The following is a 21,677-nucleotide window of genomic DNA, read 5'->3' as shown; positions in this document are numbered from 1 at the left end:
CACAATAAATCATTTAAAAACAATGGTTTAAATTATGGCACGAGAGCTGCAATACCTAAGTATATTAACTTAACGAGGCAGCACAATGGCAGCAAAAAACAAAGCATATATTGTCGGCTACTACGGCATGCGCAACAGCGGTGACGATGCGCTCATGCTGGCATCAGCAATGGGAGCCCGGCATTTTCTGGGCAGTGAACAGATCACTGTCAGCGCGCCTGACGATGACGCACTGGTGAATCAGATTGGCTGCGTTGGACAGCAGCCACTGCTGTTTCGTGGTCACCAGCGGTTATGGCACTACCGTCATGCGTATGGGGCACAGCACGTTATTTTTGGTGGTGGCTCTGTGCTACATAGTAGCCGCGACATTGCGCTTAAACGTCATATGATGGCACTGAGTGGTCGTAAGCAGTCCATGGCACTGGGCGTTGGCATTGAGCCATTCAAAACCCTGGATGATGAAAACCAGTGTAAAAAGTTTCTGTACGAATGTGGGCTGGTTACCTTACGTGACAAACAAAGCTATGACATTGCCGAGGCACTGGCGCCTCATGCGAACCTGAAGCACACGTTTGACCTTGCGCCTTCTTTACTGCATCACCTGCAAGGTAAATTGAATCCGGTTAAGCGTCAGGGGATTGCATTTAATTTTTGCCCACAATCTATCGATGCGTTTGGCAATGTGAATGAGCACAACGAGTTGCGTCGTATAGCGAAAGCGGTTGACCTTATTACGACTGTGTGGAGCTTTACTAACGAAGACATTTACCTGGTTGACTTGAATGATCAAACAAAAGGCAGCGACAGAGCCATTCACGACAAAATAGTTGCTCGCCTGCCTGAGTATGTGAATGTGAAGCGGGTCAGCTATGTGCCGAACCCTGCCAGTATTTTACAGTGTATGGCGATGTTCCGGGTGATGATCGGTATGCGACTGCATGCGCAAATATACGCTTATATGACACAAACGCCGTTTATCAGTCTGCAATATCACGCTAAATGCACACAGTGGTGTGAACAAATTGGCTTGCCGGCGCAGTATGCATTTGACGCCAATGAATTTAGTCCGGATACCTTATTTCGGGTGATGTATCGCGGCCTGGAGCGCGGCTTCGATGCCCCAAGTCTGGCCCTTAACCAGGCTATCACTTTATCTCTTTCTAACTGGAGCGAAAACTATGAACACTATTCAATTCACAGTCGTTATTCCACTGTACAATAAGAGCGAGTGCATTGTCCGGGCATTGCAAAGTGTTCATGCACAGCATTATCAGGCTGCGGAAATCATAGTGGTGGACGATGGCTCTACCGATGACAGCCCGCAAAAAGTGATTGATCTGGGTCTGCCAAACCTACGGTTGGTACGTCAGGCTAATCAGGGGGTCTCTGTTGCACGCAATAACGGCGTTAAAGTGGCCTCTTCAGATTATGTGGCGTTTCTTGATGCCGACGATACCTGGAGTCCGTTCTTTCTGGCACGCATGGCAGAATTGATCCAACGTTTTCCTGCGGCCGGACTGTTCGCCTCTCGCTATCAGAAGGTGCTCGATAATGGCGAGTACATCGACGCTAAAATCGCTCTGACCGACTGGACGCCAGAAGGGTATGAGATGGACAATTATTTTGAGGTAGCGGCCAATGGCGACTTGCCTTTTACTATGTCGAGTCTGGTGGTTGAGAAAGGGGCCTTCAATCAATTGGGCGGCTTCCCGGTAGGAGAATGGATGGGTGAAGATCAGAGCTTTTATGTTCAGGCTGCCTTGAAATCGCGCATTGCGTATTCTCCGGCCATTGAGAGTTTTTATTTTCTCGGAGCGCCAGGCAGTGCCTGCGATAAAGCGCCGCCAACGCAGCTGTGTCCTTTTGCAGAGCGCTTGCTGACAGCCGTTAAAAATGGCGAGGTCACGCACATAGCCATGGCGCATAAATACGTTGCCACGCATATCTGTGATTTGGCCAAGCGTAATATCAGGCATCGTTTGTATGGCCATGCACTACGCTTGCTGGCCAACCCGGTAGCACGTGCCAAGCCATTGCACTGGAGTGCTTATCTGTTGCTGAGCCTGACAAAAAGCGCGTTATCACGCGTGTCACTGGGTTTGATACGGTGATAACGGCGCATGTGCTATTTACTGTCGTGCTCTGAGGGTGTCTATGATGCTGGCATCCACCCAATAGATATCAACATTCTTGTTGTCGTCACTAACACTTCGGTTAAATAACAGGTATTTACCATCAGGTGTGACAGTGGCATAGGCATCCCATTTATCTGAGTTGACGGCAGGGCCCATATTGATGGCGCGCCCCCAGCTGCCGTCTTTTTGTTTAAAGCTGATATAGAGGTCGGAATCACCAAAGCCACCTTTGCGTACGCTGTCCCAGATCAGATAGCTCTCATCGGGGGCGATAAAAGGGTGGGCGGTCATTTCACCTGAGTTGACCACTTTGTTCATGACCCGCGGCGCTTGTCGCTGACCGTTCACTTGCTCAGAAATGCGTACTACCTTGCTTTTATAATCATCAAAGACATAAGTGCCTTTGCTGGAAGCGGACAAGCGCATAATGCCCCAGTCTTCGCGGTCAAACATCGGGCCCAAACTCCGGGGCTCTGACCAGCCGTTGCCCTGACGATCCCGGTAGTCTTCTGCCATATGCATGCGCTGACCATCGGGTGAGAAGCTGACTTCGCCGGTGCGTAAAAACTCGGTGAACTTGACCCACTGGTTGTTTTGTTGCCTGAAGCCAATCACGGTTGGACGAAAGCCCGTTTTTTCAGGACCCGCATAGACGCCCCGGTCAAGGGTAAAATAAAACTCCTGCATGCCAGGTGCAAACACACCTTCAAGTTCCCAGTCACCTTTGGAGATCAGGCCCGGCGCAAAGGGTTCGGCAATCATACCGGGTGGTGTCTGGCCCATCAGAGGCCCCTTGGTGGAGGCGAATTCCGCTTCTGCGTGAGATTGTCCGCTTGCAAACGTTATACAGGCCATGGCGATTATTAATGCGTTGGATTTCATAGCGATACCCCTGCTGAAGTGCGTTCTGATAGCCATTTGACGGCACGGACACCGGTCAATGGCGCGGCAGTTTGGTGCGTACCATCTATGACGGCCAGTTCCACATGCATAGAAGGGTTATTCTGCTGATTTAAAAATTGATAAAAGTCATTTATGTGCGGGCTCAGCTTGGCTTCTTCCGTGCCGTGGGACAGATAAACATTGGCTTTCGCTTTGCTCAAGGCTTTATTGCGGGTTTTGATGAGTTGCGCCAGCCGCCATACTGAAGGGCTGCCCAGCAGATAATTGTCAAAGGTATCGGGCTGTGTCAGGAGTGTGTAAGCGCCAAACAGCCCACCCATAGAGTATCCAAAGTAACTGTCGCTGTCGGGTTTAACGCGATAGTGTTGTTCAATGTAGGGCTTGACCTGACTGCGGATAAAGTCGATGTGTGCGTTGGCCCCGCCAAACTGGTATTTTGCCTGATTCTCGGGGTTGCTCGACGGTGCAAAGGAGTAATCTCTAAAGCGGCTGACATGGGCTCCCTCTTCTTTCATCAGGGGGGCTGGCATATTGGTTTGCCAGGAAATCCCGACCAGGATGGCGTCTTCCATTAGAAAGTAGGCGGCAGATGCCAGCATTTCGATATGCCAGGCGGCATCGGTGTAATACAGGACGGGATGGTGTTTTTCCGCTGTGTAATTTTCTGGAAGCTGGATGATGAGTTGATATTGGTGGTTAGTATCAGTTTGAGTCAGCGGCACAACCTGAGTTCGCGGTATTTCATAGGGCACCGTTTTCATACTGGCCAGCAAGTTAAAAGACAGCAGTAACAGTGATAGTGTCAGGGCGCGTTTTATCATGCGAATTCCTCTCGATGTTTTCGTGCTTGGTTACAACAGCAGATGTGCTTAAATCACACTGTATCCAGGCTGAGATAAAAGGCATGACGTTACCTTGATGTTAGGCTGAATTTAGGCTCTTTTATTTTAAAAGTATATATATCATTTGCTTATGAGTCTTTATCTGAGCTTGGACGGTGAAGGCTGCTAGATAGCAGGGTCATTATTGATAATGTGATGCGTGTAATTGGATGAGTTGTTGAGATGTATAACTGTGATAATGGTGCCTGCTAGCCATTACATGAATTCTTAAATGGGACGCGCCGCTAAGCTAAAATTGGCTGCTGGCACCTTTTGTGGGTGCCAGCCGGGAAGGTCATTACTGACATTTTTGCGCAGTGATGTCTGCTTCCGTCAGGGTCATTTTGCGAGGAGAAATAACGACTTTCTCACTGGCTGAACCGACTACGAGTGGGCCACTGCCAACAGTGATGTTGCCACCATATATAATGTACTGAAGCGTTTTGTATTCATCTATCTCAAACGCCAGGCTGGGGTTTGCGTTTTTAAGCTTAAAGTGGCGCAGGTTCTCATCATATTCGAAGCTCAGGCCGTTGAACTTTTTGTTAGGGGTGGAATCAGACGGTGCCGCATAACAGGCTTTATTGCCGCCGACACTGTCGTTCAGATCATCAAAAACCTGATATTCACCAGCAGCAGTGATCACAACAATCGCCTTATCGCCTTGGTAAGTGGCATCGTAAACGCCAGCGATAGGTGCAAACTCGTCAGACTTTTCAGGAGTCTGTGTATTACCAGTACTGGTAGTGGTGTTTGTTTGCGTTTTTGACGATGTATCGGTTACCTTGTTGTCTGAATCAGAGCCGCCGCCACAAGCTGCAAGCGTGAGTGAAACAAATAGAGGCAGAAGTGCTTTTTTCATCTTAAATCGGACTACTGTAATTTTAAAGGGGCCGAATTTTATTCAGTTGTTGTTCTTTTTGCAACAGAAAGGTATCAATTTTGGAAACGCATATTGTGCGTGCTGGTGTTGCGCGGGCAGGCGCGTTGATAACTGATGTTATGGGTGTTGGAGTACAGTCATCGCCATCGCTGAGGCTTATGACTGTACAAGAGGTAGGTTGGCTTTTCTTAATGGTAAGTGGTTACTTTTATCAGTCAAACAAAACTTGTATGGCCTGTAATTTTAACTTGTCCATTTCGGTTTTGATTTGTGGCCCCTTAAAGCCTAATGTAATGACATCTTGTGCTTTTACATTTGCAGCAAGCGAAAGGGCGTGCGTTAGCATATCGCAACGATTGGCCAGCTCAGTACTAAGTGTTTTGGCAATTTTACAGAGCAAAGTCAGTCGCTGTGGGCGGCGTGATGCATCCAGTAAGCCGAAAATTTGCATAATGGTCTGCGGCTGCCACTGGGCGCCTTGTAATACAGGTAATACTGCCTGCAGGTCGCGCAGAGCCTCACAATAGGCTTTGGGGATTTTAAAGTCCTGCTCCAGATTGTAACCGTCCAGTTGCGCCTGACATTGCCATAAGGCAAAACTCATCAGCAGGAAGTCATTATCTTGTGGATTAAGCTGAGCAATGTGTGCTTTGAGGCATTGACTGTCGGCACCTGTCCAATCATTCAGCCATGGCATTACCAAAGGAAGTGCATTCAGACTGGCCAATACCTCAGAAAAAACTTCGATGGCACCGTCTTTGAGAGATTTTTCAACTTCCTGCCACACTCGCTCTTTGGTGAGTGTGGCCAATTCGCCATTATCCACCATATGCTGCATCAGCGCCTGTGTTTCAGGGGCAATGGTAAAACCTAGATGATGGTAACGGGCGGCGAAGCGGGCAACCCGCAAGACCCGCAACGGATCTTCCCCAAACGCGTTACTGACATGGCGCAGTACCCGCGCATCGAGATCTTGTTGGCCGTGATACGGGTCAATCAGACTGCCATCTTGATCTCGAGCAATGGCATTGACAGTGAGGTCGCGACGCATTAAATCTTCTTCCAGTGTGATGCTGGGCGCGAAATCACAGATAAACCCGGTATAGCCCTGACCTTGCTTGCGCTCAGTCCGGGCGAGTGCATGTTCATCTTTACTTTCTGGGTGTAAAAATACCGGGAAGTCTTTGCCAACCTGCTGATAACCAAGTGCTTCCATTTGCTCAGGTGTGCTGCCAACGACCACGTAATCGCGTTCAAGAATAGGGCGTCCAAGGAGTTCATCACGTACTGCGCCGCCGACCAGGTAAATTTTCATGGTAAATTCCGTATTGAAAATACAAACAAGGTTTTCACTTGTGCTGTTTTTTTGCCATTATAGGCCCCATTCTAACAAGAAAGAGACGAGCCGTGTATTTACGTTATTTTGGTCTGACCGAAAAACCGTTTTCGATAGCACCAAACCCGGAGTTTTTGTTCTTAAGCGAACGCCATAAGGAAGCGCTTGCTCATCTGACCTATGGCCTGGGTGATGCCGGTGGTTTTGTGTTGCTGACCGGCGAAGTCGGCACAGGTAAAACAACCGTGACTCGCAGCATGCTGGCGCAATTGCCTGATTCCACGCAGGTGGCATTTATCCTGAACCCGGCGTTATCGGAAATGGAGTTGCTGGCAAGCATCTGTGACGAGTTGAATATTGACTATGATGCGGATAATGCCACCCTCAAATCTCTCACCGATGTGATTAAGGCGCGATTACTGGATAATCACCATCAGGGTGGCCACACCATGCTGATCATTGATGAAGCGCAACACCTGGCAGCTGAGGTGCTGGAGCAGTTGCGATTACTTACTAATCTGGAGACCGACCATAAAAAGCTGTTGCAGATTGTGCTGGTGGGCCAGCCGGAATTACAACAGCTGCTCAAGCGTAATGAGTTGCGTCAGCTGGCACAGCGAATTACGGCACGCTATCACTTATTACCGTTGACAGAATCTCAGGTCTTTGCGTATGTGAAGCACCGTCTTAATAAGGCTGGCTGTCAGACCAGCTTGTTTGAGCCTCAGGCTATTGCTTATATGCATCAGGTTACCGCCGGGATCCCAAGGCTGATTAACTTGCTGGCGGATCGCTGTTTGCTGGGCGCGTATTCCGCGCAGCAGCAGGTGGTTACTAAAGCGATCGCCGTGCAGGCTGCCAAAGAAGCCCTGCCGTTGGATCTGGTGCCACAGTCCAACAAGAAACCGGTGAATATGCCAGTGCTGGTGTCTGGTTGGGTAGCTGCCATGTTTATTTGTGGCATCGGTCTTTCTTATATTTTTTAGTGGTGTGATATGTCGTACCTAATTAATGCATTAAAACAATCTCAACAAATCGACTCTGAGCAGGATTATCAACAATCACGTCATGAGCAACAGGTCCGTTTTTATCGCCGTTTGAGCCTTACTCTGGGTGGGGCGCTGATCAGTGTGTGCTCGCTGAGTGCCGGTTATTTTGTTGGAGAGGCGGTTCAGAACGTACCCCAAAGCGAAGAGCTGGTGAGTACAACAGACAAAAATGATGATGGAACCGTTGTGGCAGCTGATACGCAAGCCAACACACAAAGCAGCCCACAGGCTCAAACAACTCAAACTCAGACAGCAGTACCCGCTACAGTACCTGCGCCAGTAACTCAGGTGCCGGTTGGTAATTCGGTTGTTGTGCAGCCGGGACAAATTATTGGCCAACCGGTTAATAGCGCTGTTAACCCTGTGATGCATGGCGCACAGCGTCAGATCCACTATCAGTGGATGTCTGTTCAGGTGGGTTTTGATTCGCAGGGACAGCCGGTTTATTCACAGCAGCTGGTACCCGTTTCAGCCAATGGCCAGATTGTGCAGCAGCCCGTCGGGAATCAGTATGCGGCGACGCAACAGGCTTATCAAGCCAATAGTGCTGCGGTGTTTACGCCCAATCAGGGGCAGCCGATACAGCAACCGCTAGAAGATTTGAGTGGCTACCGGGTACTTGGCGTGCCTCTGGAGCAAGCCCGCGCTAACGCGGCTCGCCAAGAAGCGGAGCGTCAGGAAGCTCAGGCACTGGCTGGTGTGCCAGATGAACTGAAAAAAGCATTCGAGCAGGCAGTTGAAGACACTGCACCGAAATCTGAACAGATTGCTTCTGAGGTGTTATCCAGTACCAAAGGATCGGCACGGGCTACACCAGTTGAGTTGTTGCCTGTGCAGCTACAAAATAGTTTGCCAAAGTTACGCTATCAGGCACATATTTATGCCACTGACGCTGAAAAGCGCTGGATCAAGCTGAATAACCGAGAGTTATATGAAGGCGATAATATGGGCGCGCTACAACTGGTGGAGATCACACCGGAGCAGGCTATGTTTGACTTTGATGGTATAGAGTTTACGCTGCAGGCCATGCAGGATTGGCCGGCAGAGTAGTTACCACTCAGGGCATCATGGTATGGCGAAAGAATCGGATCAAGTCAATGCTGAACTCTTCCGGTTTTATCGCCGCTTCTAGTTCATCAGTTACCCGCTTATCAGCCAAGTCTATGTCCTTTACTTCGGTATAAAGCATGTTTTTGGCATGATAAAACACTTTCACAACTGGCTTGAGTGGCTCTTGCGGGTTGCTTGAAGCTACAATGCCAATGCGTTCACTTTTGAGCTTCACCAGGGTACCGACTGGGTATACGCCGATACAATTGATGAAGTGCGCCAACAGATCGGCGTCATAATGCTCGGGTGTGCCCTCTTTTAAAATACGAAAGGCACGGATTGGTGTCAGGCCTACCTTATACACACGCTCCGCGGTTAAGGCATCGTATACATCAACAATGGCAGCCATGCGAACATACTGAGAAAGCGCATCGGCCTTTTTACCATAGGGGTAGCCACTGCCGTCCAGGCGCTCATGATGAAAGCCAGCAATTTCAGTCGCTATCTGACCTAAGCCACTCTCCCCGACTATCTCATAACTGTATTTGGCATGCTCCATCATTAAGCGGTACTCATCATCACTGAGTTTTCCGGGTTTGTTGAGGATCTGACTGGAAATTTTAATTTTGCCAATATCATGTAATAAGGCACCGGTGGCCAGCTGCTCTATGATGTCACGCTCAAGGCCAAGGTGCTTGGCAAAAATACTCATTAAAATGGATACGTTCAGTGAATGTTCCAGTAAGTAGCTGTCTTTTTCGCGGATCCGGGCAATACAGGCCAGAGCATCCTGATTACGAAATATGGAATCAATAAATCCAGATGCGGTTTGTTTAAACTCGTCAACGGCGATGGCTTTTCCCGCTTTGACATCCGCAAAGGCTTTTTCCTGTAACCCTTTGGCTTCTTCGTACAAAGTGGTGGCCAGATCCAGCTCGGCTTCGACACTGGTGGTTTTGTGCCACGGATCATGTACTGTGACGTCAGCCTCATGAGGGCTTTCATCCGACTGCACTTGCTTTTGCTGCTTGGTTTGCAGGGTTTTGTCTGGGTCGATTTCCACTTCCAGCACGCCGGCTTTTTGCAGTGCGCCAATAGCACCTTTGGTGCGTACCCAGCCCTGGCTTTTGACCCGCACATTGCCCGCTTGCTGGGTGACACCAACAACAAACATGCCTGGTTTTAAGTCGTTGATAGTAATCGTTTTCACGGCCAAGTTGAGATGATTGTTCAGACTTTAAGCTTAGCAAAGGTTAGGCATAAATAAAGGCCGGATCGGGTAGTTTATTAACATCACACTGAGTCTGACAACGCAAAGTGGTTGCAATTCATGCGATTTATTCGCAAGCTGATAAATCCAAAAAAACAGTAAGAATAACAATGATGAAAACACTACTATCTGCATTGTCACTGGCGCTGGTAAGTCACAGCACAGTGGCTTATCAACTGAACACTGAAGTCGCCCGGGCGTTGCCTGAGCTTGAAGCGCTGTACTTGCACCTGCATCAGAACCCTGAGTTGTCGTATCAGGAAGAGCAAACCGCTAAGCGTCTTGCCAAAGAGCTCAGGCAGCTGGGGTTTGAGGTGACTGAAAACATTGGTGGACACGGCGTTGTGGCACTGCTACGCAATGGCGAAGGGCCGACTGTGATGATCCGTGCGGACACCGATGGCTTGCCCATCGTAGAGCAAACCGGCAAGTCTTACGCTTCTAAAGTCAGAGTGAAAGATGCCAGCAATAATGAGGTGGGTGTGATGCATGGGTGTGGTCATGATATTCACATGACTAGCTTTATCGGTACCGCGCAGCAACTGGCTAATAACCGTGATCAATGGCAGGGGACCTTGATGATGGTAGCACAACCGGCAGAAGAAGTCGGGGCTGGTGCAAAAGCCATGCTTAAAGAAGGTTTGTTTAGCCGTTTTGCTAAGCCCGATCATGTACTTGGCCTGCATGTCAGTGCCTCGCTGCCAGCAGGTCAGGTGGCCATAGCGCCAGGCTATGCACTGGCCAATGTCGACTCGGTAGACATTACTGTGCGTGGTAAAGGCGGGCACGGTGCCTATCCACACACCACGATTGACCCTGTGGTATTGGCATCACGCATTGTGTTGGCTGCGCAAACTATTACCAGTCGGGAGATATCACCTTTAAAGCCTTCGGTGATTACGGTGGGTTCGATCCATGGTGGCTCAAAACATAACATCATCTCTAACGAAGTGAAGCTTCAGCTGACCTTGCGCTCTTATGATCCGGCGGTGCGCGAGCAACAAATTGCAGCGCTGGAACGCATGACGAAGGGCATAGCGCAAAGTGCCGGCCTGCCACCCGAACTTGCCCCTGTCGTGTATGTGCATGAAGAAGAAAGTATTCCGTCAACCTATAATACGCCTGAACTGGCAGTACGGGTGGAACAAAGCATTCGTACGGAACTGGGTGATGCACAAGTCGTCAAAGCAGAGCCTGTGATGGCAGGGGAAGATTTTGGTCTGTACGGCCGTACACCGGAAAACATCCCGGCAACCATATTCTGGTTGGGTGGTGTGGAGCCTGAAGCATACCGGCAGGCCCAATTCTCAGGAGAGTCTTTGCCGTCTCTGCATTCCAGCAAGTTTGCGCCGGACTACCCTTTGACCATTCAAACTGGCGTGCGCGCCATGACGGCCAGCGCGCTGGATTTGTTTAAAACGGCACCGGGGCAATAAAGGTCATCATGTCTTCACTGTCGGGGTGACGTATCTGTAGCATCTCGGCGTGAAGCTGAAGTCGTGATGCCGCAGCAAGTGCCTCGCCCTGAGCGTAGAGGCGATCGCCTAAAATTGGGTGGCCCAGCGAAAGCATATGAACACGCAACTGATGCGAACGCCCGGTGATAGGCGTTAGCTTAACCCGGGTGGCGTGTGTTTCTTGTGACAACACTTCAAAATGTGTCAAGGAGGGCTTGCCTGTCTCATGACAGACCATTTGTTTAGGGCGGTTCGGCCAATCACAGATCAGCGGCAGATCCACTGAGCCATTGGCTTGTTGCAGGTGACCATGCACCCTCGCAATATAGCGTTTGGCAGTGAGTCGGTCTTGAAACTGAATACTGAGAAAGCGATGCGCGGCTTTGTTCATCGCCAGGCACAGTACTCCGGATGTTGCCATATCCAAACGATGCACAATTTTCGCATTGGGGTAGACGAGGTTAACCCGGCTGATCACGCTGTCCCAGTGTTTCGGATCTTTCCCCGGTACGCTCAACAGGCCACTGGGCTTATTCAATACCAGCATATGCTCGTCCTGATACAGAATGTCAAGATAAGGGTTGGTAGGGGGAGCGTAATTCACTAGCACGGCTAACCTGCGACTGGCATTTAGTTCAAGGGCCGACATTCTACCTAGCGCAACTGCAAAAGGCCAATTACAAAAGATGTAACCCTCTGTTATTGACAGCACAGGCAGGATCAGTGAAAGTCAAACGCAGAAATACCAAAAGGAATGTGCCATGACGCTGTCATTACAATGCGACTCGAGTTACGACCCCGATTTTTTAACTGACGCGCAAAGTCAGGCTTTGTTTCAGTGGCTGACAGACCACTTTGACCTGTCACAGCCTGAAACCATTACCATGGGGGATGGATCAGAGGCGGAAATTTTGCCCTGGAAAGTAAACTTGCTGGAGCCGACACTTGCGCATTCGGGTCAGTTTGGACTTTTCCATGGCAGGCAACAACCCTGGTTTCCGTTAATTGAGCAGATCCATCAGCGCCTGACAGAGCTGACCGGGCTGGTTTTTCCTGTCTGTGTATGCCTGTATTATCCAGACGGAGAAGAGTGCATGGATTTTCACTGTGATTTGCCAGCGTTTGGGTCCACGAATGTCATTCCCTCTTTGAGCATAGGTGCAAAACGCACCTTCCTGATACGTAATACACAAGATCATCAGGAGGTGCACTCGGTTGAGCTGGAAAATGGCTCCTTATTTATTATGGGCGAGGGCTTTCAGTCACGCTATCAACATGCGGTACCTCGGGCACCAGAAGGGGCTGGTCCCCGTTTTAATCTAACGTTTCGCCAATTTGACCAGATCTGATAAGTAAGGAAGTGTGATGAAAGTGGGTTTCTTTCAGTTTGACGTGGCGTTTGCTGAGCCTGAGCAAAACCGCGATGCCATCAAGCAAGCGCTGATGATGTCTCATGAGTTTGATCTCTTGTTGCTCCCTGAATTGTGCACCACGGGGAGTATATTCTTCGACCGTCAGCAAGTGAGTGAGCTGGCAGAAGATTTGTATCAGGGGGTATCTTCGTTGTTGTTGCAAACTCTGGCTCAGGAAAAGTCGGCCTGCATTGTTGCTGGCTTGGCTGAATGCCATGAGGGGCAGCTCTACAATAGTACACTGCTAACAGGTCCAGACGGTTTACTTGGCATTCACCGCAAAGTGCATCTAGCGTCAACGGATCAGTTACGATTTGTGCCAGGTAAGGATTTCTGCGTGTATGAAGTTCAGGGGGTCAAAATCGGCGTCTTATTGTGTTACGACATCTGGTTTGAAGATGGGCTGGAGGCGCTTAAACAACAAGGCGTGCAGATTATTCTTAATCCATCTAACTTTTGCGGGGAGGACAGCCTGGAAGTTATCCAAAAGGCGGCCAAAGACTATGGTGTCTATGTGATAGCCGCCAATCGTCTGGGTATGGACCATGACTGTAGTACGGGTGTCCGTTTCATTGGCAACAGCCTTATTGTTGACCCGCAAGGGGCTGTACTGGCGCAGGGAGACGAGTCTCAGCAATTACGGATAATCGACATCCCGGTGTGATCCAGGTGAGTGGTGCTGCGCTCAAATGATACGTTGGTTGCTTGGGTACTGGTGTGTAAACCAATGCTGTAAAAACTGGATGCATTGCAACACGCTGGCCGGTACGTGGTGACGGGCTGGGTAGAGAGCGAGCAGGGTGAGTTGCGGTTTCTTACTACCCGGCAGAATACTCACCACTTCTTTGGCTTCAATGGCATGCCGACAGGCAAATTCCGGCAATATACCTATCCCCAGGCCGGCTTTAATGGCTTCCAGCATAAACAGAACATTGTTCGCTTTTAATGTGCCAGTAATTTTGACGCCTTCAGCCAGCGGCCAGATATTTTTTCCTTTAAAATATCGGTATTCAAAGCAGTTATGCTCCGTCAAATCGCGAGGATGTGTAATGTCTGGGTGGGTCGCCAGATATTGCGGACTGGCGCAAATGTGGTAGTCAAACCGGGTGATTTCACGGCCAATATAATGACTGTCAATGGGTCGGCTGGTGGCACGCAGACCAAGGTCAAACCCTTGCTCAACCAGGTCAATATCCTCATCACCAAGATGAATGTCGAGTTCAATACTCGGATAAGCCTGCATAAAGTCCGCAAACATTTTCCCAAGATCGGTGATCCCCAGAACCATAGGTAAATTTATTTTAAGCTTCCCTCTGGGAGCCTGCTGTGTCGACTGAACAAAGGTGTCTGCCTCCTCCAGTTTACTGAGGATATCCCTGGCACGTTGCAAATAACCCTCACCGACCTGGGTCAACTGGATATTGCGGGTGGTGCGATGCAACAAACGTGCGCCCAGTTGATCCTCAAGACGGCTTATTTCTTTGCTGACCATTGATTTTGATGTGCTGAATTGTTCTGCAACCTGGGTAAAGCTGCCCACCTCCGCCAGTTTCACGAAGAGCTCAATGGCACGTAGCTTGTTCATTTTAATTGTCCTTACCTATCGTGGAACTTAGTGAGTCAACCATACATTGTTTCCTGTGTGTGAACACTTGGTTTCTTTTGTTGTTATATATCAAACAAAGCGCAAGTCATAGACTAGAGGTGTTGAAAATAACCACAGACGAAGTGCGTCAAATTCGTCCGTATTATCTGACCAGAAGGACAATGATTATGTACACTCTTTACTACATTCAGGAAGCCTGTTCACTCGCTGTGAACACCATATTACGTGAGCTGGGGCAGGATGTGATGCTTATCCGCGCTGATACCCTCAGCGATTTTTCAACCGTGAATCCTGCCCAACAGGTCCCGGTACTCATAGATGGAGACGAAAAACTGGTTGAAGGGGCTGCGATTATGCTACATCTCACCCGCAAGCATCCCAGCCAGTTGCTGCCCACTAAGCCGGGGCCTGCTCGCCGCCGAGCGATTGAGCAATTGTTGTTTGCCAATGCCACTATGCATCCGGCCTATTCCAGGTTGTTTTTTATCGCGCGTGTCATGGAGCAGGGCGCTGTGCGCCAGCAGCTGTTTGAAGCAGCAGCAAAGGGGATCAATCAGCTATGGCTACAGGTCGAATCTCAGTTGCAATCTCAGCCATTTTTAGGGGGGCAGCATGCGTCAGTCGCCGATATTTTGCTGGCAGTTTACTCGCGCTGGGGGGCTGCATTTGAGGTCGAAATCACACTCCCTCCGCGCACTGCACAGATGATTGAAGCAGTAACCAGCATGCCAAGCTTTGTTGCGGCGTTGCAAGCTGAACAGGCGCAGGGGGCATAATGGAGCACGCTGAAATGAAAGCGGATCTGAGTCAGGTCCTGGCCATAGTACAGTGTTATTTCAAGGGGTTACATGAAGGTAATCGTGAGGCATTGTGGCCGTTGTTTCATCCTGACTGCTGGCTCAAAGCGCCGGGTTTGAGGCGCAGTCTGGATGAGTGGTTAGAGCTGGTCAGCCATCGCACCTCACCAGCAGACAAAGGCGATGAATTTGCCTATCAGGTGCTGGCGGTAGACTTGCTTGGACAACAGGCCATGGTCAAGGTGTTATGCCCGTTGTTTGAACATACTTACGTTGACTTTCTGGGCTTGCTGAAAGAACAGGGCCGGTGGCGGATAGTCAACAAAATGTATGCGGATTTACCACACACTCACCAGGAGTAGCTATGCCTTATATTCATATTCGCGTCACCGATGAAGGGGTGACAAACGCACAGAAGCAGTCACTGATCAAAGGCACGACCCAGTTGATGGTCGATGTATTAGGGAAAAGCCCGGAGACCACCTTTGTGGTCATTGATGAAGTCTCGACTGATAACTGGGGCATTGGCTTTGAACAGGTTACCTCGATCAGGCAGCGACAGACTTAACGCTCATGATTGACTGGCTTCATCGTAACGGGCACGGGCTGCGGTGATTTCATCAAAGTGATCGTCGGCCCACGACACCAGTTGCCAGGCCGACTTAGCCAGCCCTCGTCCCAGCTCGGTGAGTTCATACTCAACCTTAACCGGTACTTCTGCATAAACGGTGCGTTTGACATAGCCATCGCGTTCCATATCACGCAAGGTCTGTGTCAGCATGCGCTGTGATATGCCCTTAATTCTTGATTTTAAGGCATTGAACCGGTCAGGCCCATCAACCAAAGCAAACAGGATTAAAATTGACCACTTATCGCCTATTTGTGCTACCACATTGCGGATTGGGCACCGCTCGTTCTGTTCAAATACCCGGCGAGCAGGGGCGCTTGTGTTGGTCATAATGTGGTTTCCTTTCGTTAAAAAATGGCTCATACATCGAAGCGTAAGATAATGCCTATTATATTCATTAATGCACTTTAGTATACATAAGTAACTTGGGTTGTGAAAGTGCTTAGTATGCTTGTATATGTCGGATTATTAAAAAGGCAGCTTTGGGAAGTGAAAGGTCAGAAAACTTGTACGGCAGGGAAGTGCGGTATGGTATCGTGGCTTGGCTGGAGCAGTGAACAAAAGGCGCTATTGCGCCTTGTGTTCTTCACTGTGTAACAACTTAATGATGGCTTTAAAGTTGCGTCGCGAGGTTTCGTTTTTCAACGCCTGACGCAACACGGGTTTGATGCCGTCTTTTTGCTGTTGAGTCGCTAATGCTTTGATAGCGGCCAGACGAATCGCATCATCCTGATCATTCACCGCCATATTAAGTACGGTGTCACTGGTTTTAGCACTCATCTGGTAATTCCCTAGTGCACTGATCAGCGCTTTCTTGTTGCGCGCTGGGGCATTAAAAAAGTGTTGTTCCAGATTTTGATAAGCCGTGTCGGTTTGCATCATGCCCAGCGCACGGATAGAGGCTTTCTCAATACGGGCACTGCTGTCAGACAGATGCGCATTGAGCAGCGATTCATGCTGGGGATCACGGCTGTTCCCTAAAGCGGTGATGAGGTTGGCAGTTTTACCCTCGTTGTCACCCAGCGTGATTTGTTCAGTGATTGCCTGACTTAGCTGCATAGCGGTATCTGATGCACTGCGGTTGTTGAGTAAGGTGCCTAATGTCATATAGAAACTGGACTCGACTTCGGCATCTAAGGTGCTGAATCCATTTGTTAGCATTTCCAGTAGCATGTCTGTGGCTTGTTGTGACAATGGTGCATGACCTTGGGTCAGTGCGCGCAATGCACGAAACTGAGTAAGAGGTTGTTTCTCAGCCTGTAACAGCTGGCTGAGTAACTGCTGGCTGGAGGCAGAATCTAGCTGTCCTAATGCATTGAACAGGCGCATCTGAGCTTTGTCGCTGAGTGTGCCTGAAAGCATCAACGGGGACAAAGTGCCTATGACAGCGTCGTACTTTTTCAGCAAGATTGACAGCGTATGTGCGTCTATTTGCGTGATATCCTGACCGGTGATCAGCTGTTGTAGTTCAGCTGCGAGACGTGCCTTTTCGGCTTCGCTGAGCTCGGCTGGGGTAGGTTGCCAGGTCGTCAGGTCGGTACCCAACTCGTACAAGGCACTGTTATAAGGCTGGCTAAGCTGTGTCAGGGTATAGCTTTGTTGCGAGCCAAATCGCAGATCGGTGCCTGTCAGAGCCAGCGCCTCCTGACCTTCGCGGTGCACCAAAAAGCAGCTATCTGGGGTGATCAGGTGTGCAGAATCGAGTACGTCGATACGGTTAAAGGTCGTCAGCTGAGTGCTATCGAAGTCGCTGTAATGTCGTTTGACCATTTTTAACTGCTTATCGACTTGCTGGTAAGCGGGTTGATACTGGCCCAGAGTGTCGGGCTCTTTACTTACCTCACTAATATCTCTTTGATATTGAAGATAATAAGCTAATCCCTTCAGCTTGTCCTGAGTCTGCTGGTCGAGCTCACCCGCAAAGTGAAAGTCACTGATCAGACCGTTGTCTGTGAGTTTAAAGGCAAACGGGTGTTCATAACTGGGCAAAGGCATACGTTCTTTGCCCTGAACCGCAGCGACCTGATCGGCTTTAATCGCCCACCAGTTTCGTTCATCACCTTTTTGCGCCGGTTTAAGCGACAGTTTACCGCGTAAATGCACCATAGAAGTTTGTGGAGCACTTTGCAGCTTAACATAGTCAAAAGAGGTTTGGCTTTTGATGTCAAACTGGTATTGCGGCTGGCACAGTGTGCCAGCCATTACCTGAGCGCTTGTCAGCGCCACCCAGGGCGCTGCAAGCAGAGTCAATCGACACGGGGTCATAGTTCGATTTCGTCCTCTTTGGAGTACAAAGTCCAGGATTTGTTATACACACTTGGTGTTTGATATAGCCACAGGTCGTAGCGGTGGGTTTTCTTACCACACGGATAAGGGATCCCCCATTTCTTACACCATTTCACGCCAATGGTTTCGGCGTATAAACCAAATTTACCTGAAATCACATCCAGGTCGTTCTTCAGCTCAAGGCCATAATAAATATGTGGTGCTTTGTTACCGTTAGAGACTAGGGCAAAACCTGCATTGGACTCCATGGCAAAGGTATTGTCGATTAAGATCAAAATCGCCTGGATACCAGCAGAGACTAAGCCCAGATTTACACCACCACGGCCAAAGGCGTTAAAGTCAACATGAAACAAATCACCTTCGGCATACAGCTCTGCGTTATAACCAACCGTCAGTTCAAAGCCCAGGCTGCCGGTCACACCGGCTTCAACACTCATAGGCACTGGACCTATGGTAAAGCGCGCCTGTGCGAGGACTTTTTCTTCTTCCCAGGATTTTTCCCAGGATTTTTCATATTTCGTGGTGTATTTCTCATCTTCAAACGCAACATTATTGAAGATAATCATTTCAGATGCATAGCCCGTGTTCTGTCCACTGATATAGGCACTACCGTCATATGAAATGCTGAATAAGGTGTTTTGCGCATTAAAGAAATATGCTTCTACGACGCCTTCACCTGTGATCCGGCCGCCCGGGTCGCCGGTTGGCACAATAAACAGCTGGCCGCTTAAATCAACACCGACACTGAACTTAGACTTGTTGCCATAAGACTTATCAAACTCTTTCTCCAGCTTAATATTAGCCAGTCCCACTGCGTATTGCGCATCACGCTTTGCCAGACTCTGCTCGGTGTCCGTGTCGTCACCGGTGAAGAAGTACAGCGGGATCTCAGTTTCGATCACATTGTTGTCTGTGATGGTTTCGGCATCCTGAGCCAAGTCTGTTAAAGTGAAGCGGACCTGTAAAGACTGCTCCTGGGTCGCGTCGTAGCCCTGGTAAATCTGAGTGAGCAGCGCGTCATCCAGTGCAATATCAAAACCAATGTGCTCATCGTGCAAGCCCGCAGTAAAATTATGCGTTAGTTGCGCCTCATAAGCGGCGTTTTCGGTATTCCAGAAGTGGGTCGGTTGCCAGTTACCCTCTACCAAAACTTCTGCTGTGATAGCAGTGCTGCCCAGATTGCCCCCTTCATAATCTGCAGTCAGGTAACCAACCAGATCAGAATGATGCTCGCTGGTACCATCGGCATTATTTGGTACATCGAGGATCAATGCTTGTTGACCAAATTCCGCGTTTAGCAGCTTGTAGTCATGGCTTTCTGGTACCCGTACCTGTAGATCAGCGAATGGGAACTCGCCATCAGAGAAAGGTTCGTGATCAACTGATGGATGGTTGTCTTCTTCGATGTCTTCCGCATGATCATCATGTGGGTCAATTTGTGCGATTAAGTGATAATGGCCACCCAGCAGGGTATCCGGAATGGTGATTTCCGTTTCAAAACTGTGACTGCCTTCAGTGACCTGAGTTAACTCCAATGCGCCAACTTTATGGACTTCTTCGATTTCAGCTTCTTCGCCATCAGACGTGTCTAATTCTGTTGCATGCACCAGGTAAAAGTGCACGTCAACGTCGATATCCTTAAAGCCGCTGATGTCTACATCATAGAAGACTCGCACAGCAGTATTGGGTTCCAGCGTTTCTAGTGGACCTGTGGATATTTTGGTGATGGCAATATTGCTTTTGCTCTGTTCAACCGGGATTACGATAGGGAGTTTATCGTCACCCCCAAGATCACACCCCGCTAGTGTGGTGAGCATAGCGCTCGCTAAAATGGCACGTGTTAAATGGCGCATTGTATTTCCTAATCTAATCTTACCCAGTGTTTAGTATATCGCAAAAATGTGGAGGAATAATGAGTTTGGACGGGGTTATGCTATTTGGATCATCGAGAAGTATGAGGGTGTTTAGTTAAAACACCCAGATTGACGCTTTTTAAAGCATCACATAGTTAATGCGGCATCGATCGCCAATTTTGTAGGTGCTGCTGTCAGCAGCCTGGATCATAATGTTTTTGCCAGAAAGACGTGCTGCGAGTAACGTGCTGTAAACCAGTTGTTTATTGTCAGACGTGTGAGGCAGGTAAAAACCACCAGGGCAAATACTTGGATTGTTTTTCAAACTAACCCAGACACCATAAGTATTTGAACCGGATACCCAGGTTCTCATGTTGGCGATTTCACCACTGTGATTCGTTACACTGGCTGTGGTGTTAAATGTCATGATGGCTAGAGCTAGTATTGTTGCTTTTTTTAACATGGTTAGTCCTTTTTTGGGTAAAAGGTAATTGTACCTTTTATTGGAGGTTAGCAATAGAAGTATGTTCTATTTTATTTGGTGTGGTGCAATCAAGCTACTGTATTTTAAAGAGGTTTGAGCTTTTATGAGCGTTACTTAAATTTGCGTTCCTTGCCGCTATCATCGTCACATCAACTCATGCATTAATAGCGCTTTGATTACTTTTACAGATACGCTTGTCATCACATAACAGTAGTGTTAACTGATGACAAGCTGGTGATGTCGGACTAAATCTGCAACATGCCTTGGTGATTATGGAGTGGGTGAATTGCTGTGTTGAACTGGGAGTTTTTCAGTGGAGGCTTGAGCTGTGCCATACCAGTTCACATGTCGGGTCGCGAGCATGATCGTGGCGAGTACCGTAAAGCACAACAGGCTACCTAGCAGCAGTGCATAATGTTCAGCGCTTAACATGGCATAAAGCATGGCATACAGCGTACTCAGCGCAATGAGGTAACAGGCACTGAGCTTCGCGCTTTGCAGTATACCCCAAATGTAGCTTACCAGCAGCAGGATGGCTGCCAGTGCTGATAGGGCATAGGCCCAGCCAAAGCCCAGATGCTCACTCAGAGAAATCAGTAATAGATAAAATACCGCTAATGATAGCCCGACAAACCCGTATTGTACCGGGTGGATGGCTTTGGTCTTACTGAGCTCCAATAGAAAGAAACTCGATATCACTAAAATAATCACCAACAGAGCATAGTTTGTGGCACGGTGGCTTTTCAGGTAATGATCAACCGGCTCCACGAGGCGCACGCCCATATTGCGTGATTCTAACTGCGCACACTGATGCTTAAAAATACAACGCGAAAATAGCTCTTTCATATTGGTGGCAAAATAGCTGGTTTGCCAGCTGGCGTTAAAGTGCGTTGCAGTGATTTCAGAGTGAACTGGCAGGTACTCTCCTTGAAAACTGGGGTGTGGCCAGTTGGCTTCTAATGAGACCTCAGTACGTGCGCCTAATGGGGCGATCGACAGCGAAGTCATCCCCTGCAAATCGAATTGAACATCAAACGTCAGGTCTTTATCGCGCAATGCTGAGATGGGCAGCGTAATGTGCACGCCTTCTTCGATAGCACTTAACGTGGTGCCGGGGCGCAACGTATATGTCTGTCTATTGAGTGAGATTTGGGTGTTGATGCCAATCCCCCGGATATCGCTAACCCCTAACACTAAGGCTACTCGGGTGGGTGTAAGATCGGCTAGATCGTCCAGCTGTTTGGGATCAAAGTGGCCTGTGAGTGTTAAATCTGCACGATAAAGCTGTGCCTTGTATATGCTGCGGTACTTCTCGAATGTGTCGAGGGTCCCCTGTACCGTCAATTGCTCGGGAAGTAAGGTACGTTGGTGCTTTATGCGTGTCTGTACGCCATCGAGTTCAGTTGAGGTTTCATATTCAGCGTAAATAAAGGGGGCAATCAGAGCTTGGGTGCCACTGGTGCTGCGGGCAATTTCCTGTTGTACAGTGTGCTCAGAGGCAGAACGTTCGTCGATCAAGTCTGTGATCATGGCGATGGGGATCATCAGCAATAAAATAATTGCAGCGATGATGGCTAATTTGATCCCTGTTTTTTCGGTAATTGGCTGTGTCATAAGTTTCTCGGTTAGGCCTGATGTACTAAC

At 49.0% G+C, this 21,677-nt stretch carries 22 protein-coding genes; 10 read left to right on the top strand and 12 right to left on the bottom strand.

The features are described from left to right. Positions 1–85 precede the first annotated feature (85 nt). Positions 86–1,225, top strand: coding sequence for a polysaccharide pyruvyl transferase family protein (locus tag IY568_RS14750; RefSeq protein WP_125562954.1), 1,140 nt, complete (start codon positions 86–88; stop codon positions 1,223–1,225). Further along, positions 1,182–2,114: a glycosyltransferase family 2 protein gene (locus tag IY568_RS14745; protein ID WP_194867982.1), complete on the top strand. Its 933-nt coding sequence runs from the start codon at positions 1,182–1,184 to the stop codon at positions 2,112–2,114. The genes IY568_RS14750 and IY568_RS14745 overlap by 44 nt, the downstream gene beginning before the upstream one ends. Before the next feature lie 18 nt (positions 2,115–2,132). Here the strand turns inward: IY568_RS14745 and IY568_RS14740 are convergent, their stop codons facing one another. From IY568_RS14740 to IY568_RS14725, 4 genes are all read right to left on the bottom strand, one after another. Then, positions 2,133–3,020: a TolB family protein gene (locus IY568_RS14740; protein WP_194867981.1), complete on the bottom strand. Its 888-nt coding sequence runs from the start codon at positions 3,018–3,020 to the stop codon at positions 2,133–2,135. Then, complete coding sequence (locus IY568_RS14735) at positions 3,017–3,862, bottom strand: alpha/beta hydrolase (RefSeq protein WP_194867980.1); 846 nt, start codon at positions 3,860–3,862, stop codon at positions 3,017–3,019. Before IY568_RS14735 ends, IY568_RS14740 begins: the two co-directional genes overlap by 4 nt. 358 nt (positions 3,863–4,220) lie before the next feature. Then, positions 4,221–4,784 (bottom strand): hypothetical protein, encoded by a 564-nt coding sequence (locus IY568_RS14730; protein ID WP_194867979.1) that lies wholly within the window; start codon positions 4,782–4,784, stop codon positions 4,221–4,223. A 232-nt stretch (positions 4,785–5,016) separates the two neighbouring features. Beyond that, positions 5,017–6,120: a tRNA nucleotidyltransferase gene (locus IY568_RS14725; protein WP_194867978.1), complete on the bottom strand. Its 1,104-nt coding sequence runs from the start codon at positions 6,118–6,120 to the stop codon at positions 5,017–5,019. Between the two features lie 92 nt (positions 6,121–6,212). Between IY568_RS14725 and IY568_RS14720 the strand changes: the two genes are divergently transcribed. Further along, positions 6,213–7,127: an ExeA family protein gene (locus tag IY568_RS14720; RefSeq protein ID WP_125562942.1), complete on the top strand. Its 915-nt coding sequence runs from the start codon at positions 6,213–6,215 to the stop codon at positions 7,125–7,127. A 9-nt stretch (positions 7,128–7,136) separates the two neighbouring features. Further along, on the top strand, positions 7,137–8,240 hold the full coding sequence (locus IY568_RS14715; RefSeq protein WP_125562940.1) for a general secretion pathway protein GspB: 1,104 nt from the start codon (positions 7,137–7,139) through the stop codon (positions 8,238–8,240). A gap of 7 nt (positions 8,241–8,247) precedes the next feature. On the opposite strand, the gene IY568_RS14710 is transcribed toward IY568_RS14715, so the two are convergent. Beyond that, a complete protein-coding gene (locus tag IY568_RS14710) occupies positions 8,248–9,450 on the bottom strand; it encodes an HD-GYP domain-containing protein (protein WP_138538551.1) in 1,203 nt (400 codons plus the stop codon). A 170-nt stretch (positions 9,451–9,620) separates the two neighbouring features. Here IY568_RS14710 and IY568_RS14705 point away from each other — a divergent pair, with 170 nt between their 5' ends. Further along, positions 9,621–10,946 (top strand): amidohydrolase, encoded by a 1,326-nt coding sequence (locus IY568_RS14705; RefSeq protein ID WP_416365169.1) that lies wholly within the window; start codon positions 9,621–9,623, stop codon positions 10,944–10,946. On the opposite strand, the gene rluA is transcribed toward IY568_RS14705, so the two are convergent. Then, entirely contained in the window at positions 10,924–11,577 is a 654-nt protein-coding gene (gene rluA, locus IY568_RS14700) for a bifunctional tRNA pseudouridine(32) synthase/23S rRNA pseudouridine(746) synthase RluA (protein ID WP_194867997.1), read from the bottom strand. The genes IY568_RS14705 and rluA overlap by 23 nt on opposite strands. A 151-nt stretch (positions 11,578–11,728) precedes the next feature. Between rluA and IY568_RS14695 the strand changes: the two genes are divergently transcribed. Together IY568_RS14695 and IY568_RS14690 are read left to right on the top strand one after the other, a co-directional pair. Continuing rightward, positions 11,729–12,316, top strand: a complete 588-nt coding sequence (locus IY568_RS14695; protein ID WP_125562934.1) for an alpha-ketoglutarate-dependent dioxygenase AlkB — start codon at positions 11,729–11,731, stop codon at positions 12,314–12,316. Between the two features lie 16 nt (positions 12,317–12,332). Then, positions 12,333–13,043, top strand: coding sequence for a nitrilase-related carbon-nitrogen hydrolase (locus IY568_RS14690; RefSeq protein WP_125562932.1), 711 nt, complete (start codon positions 12,333–12,335; stop codon positions 13,041–13,043). A gap of 21 nt (positions 13,044–13,064) precedes the next feature. On the opposite strand, the gene IY568_RS14685 is transcribed toward IY568_RS14690, so the two are convergent. Then, entirely contained in the window at positions 13,065–13,964 is a 900-nt protein-coding gene (locus tag IY568_RS14685; RefSeq protein ID WP_194867977.1) for a LysR family transcriptional regulator, read from the bottom strand. A 188-nt stretch (positions 13,965–14,152) separates the two neighbouring features. Here IY568_RS14685 and IY568_RS14680 point away from each other — a divergent pair, with 188 nt between their 5' ends. Genes IY568_RS14680 through IY568_RS14670 form a run of 3 tightly spaced genes read left to right on the top strand, consistent with a single transcriptional unit; the run spans position 14,153 to position 15,350 of the window. Further along, on the top strand, positions 14,153–14,761 hold the full coding sequence (locus IY568_RS14680) for a glutathione S-transferase family protein (protein ID WP_125562928.1): 609 nt from the start codon (positions 14,153–14,155) through the stop codon (positions 14,759–14,761). Next, positions 14,761–15,144 carry a nuclear transport factor 2 family protein gene (locus IY568_RS14675; RefSeq protein WP_138538555.1) on the top strand — a complete coding sequence of 128 codons (384 nt, stop codon included), beginning with the start codon at positions 14,761–14,763 and terminating at the stop codon, positions 15,142–15,144. Before IY568_RS14680 ends, IY568_RS14675 begins: the two co-directional genes overlap by 1 nt. A gap of 2 nt (positions 15,145–15,146) precedes the next feature. Next, positions 15,147–15,350, top strand: a complete 204-nt coding sequence (locus IY568_RS14670) for a tautomerase family protein (RefSeq protein ID WP_194867976.1) — start codon at positions 15,147–15,149, stop codon at positions 15,348–15,350. A 3-nt stretch (positions 15,351–15,353) separates the two neighbouring features. Here the strand turns inward: IY568_RS14670 and IY568_RS14665 are convergent, their stop codons facing one another. The 5 genes from IY568_RS14665 to creD all read right to left on the bottom strand — a co-directional run bounded on the left by IY568_RS14665 (position 15,354) and on the right by creD (position 21,647). After that, the gene (locus tag IY568_RS14665) at positions 15,354–15,740 is read right to left on the bottom strand and encodes a winged helix-turn-helix transcriptional regulator (RefSeq protein ID WP_125562924.1); all 387 of its coding nucleotides are present in this window, start codon (positions 15,738–15,740) and stop codon (positions 15,354–15,356) included. Positions 15,741–15,977: 237 nt separating this feature from the next. Next, positions 15,978–17,675 carry a HEAT repeat domain-containing protein gene (locus tag IY568_RS14660; RefSeq protein ID WP_138538556.1) on the bottom strand — a complete coding sequence of 566 codons (1,698 nt, stop codon included), beginning with the start codon at positions 17,673–17,675 and terminating at the stop codon, positions 15,978–15,980. Then, the gene (locus tag IY568_RS14655; RefSeq protein ID WP_125562921.1) at positions 17,672–19,549 is read right to left on the bottom strand and encodes a hypothetical protein; all 1,878 of its coding nucleotides are present in this window, start codon (positions 19,547–19,549) and stop codon (positions 17,672–17,674) included. Before IY568_RS14655 ends, IY568_RS14660 begins: the two co-directional genes overlap by 4 nt. A 139-nt stretch (positions 19,550–19,688) precedes the next feature. After that, a complete protein-coding gene (locus IY568_RS14650) occupies positions 19,689–20,012 on the bottom strand; it encodes a hypothetical protein (protein ID WP_194867975.1) in 324 nt (107 codons plus the stop codon). Between the two features lie 291 nt (positions 20,013–20,303). Further along, the gene (gene creD, locus IY568_RS14645) at positions 20,304–21,647 is read right to left on the bottom strand and encodes a cell envelope integrity protein CreD (protein ID WP_194867974.1); all 1,344 of its coding nucleotides are present in this window, start codon (positions 21,645–21,647) and stop codon (positions 20,304–20,306) included. Positions 21,648–21,677 lie beyond the last annotated feature (30 nt).

The organism is Pseudoalteromonas sp. PPB1, from assembly GCF_015356275.1.
In the GTDB taxonomy this organism is placed as follows: domain Bacteria; phylum Pseudomonadota; class Gammaproteobacteria; order Enterobacterales; family Alteromonadaceae; genus Pseudoalteromonas; species Pseudoalteromonas rubra_D.
Note: the sequence above shows the minus strand (reverse complement) of the source record. Positions and strands in the feature narration are given on the sequence as shown.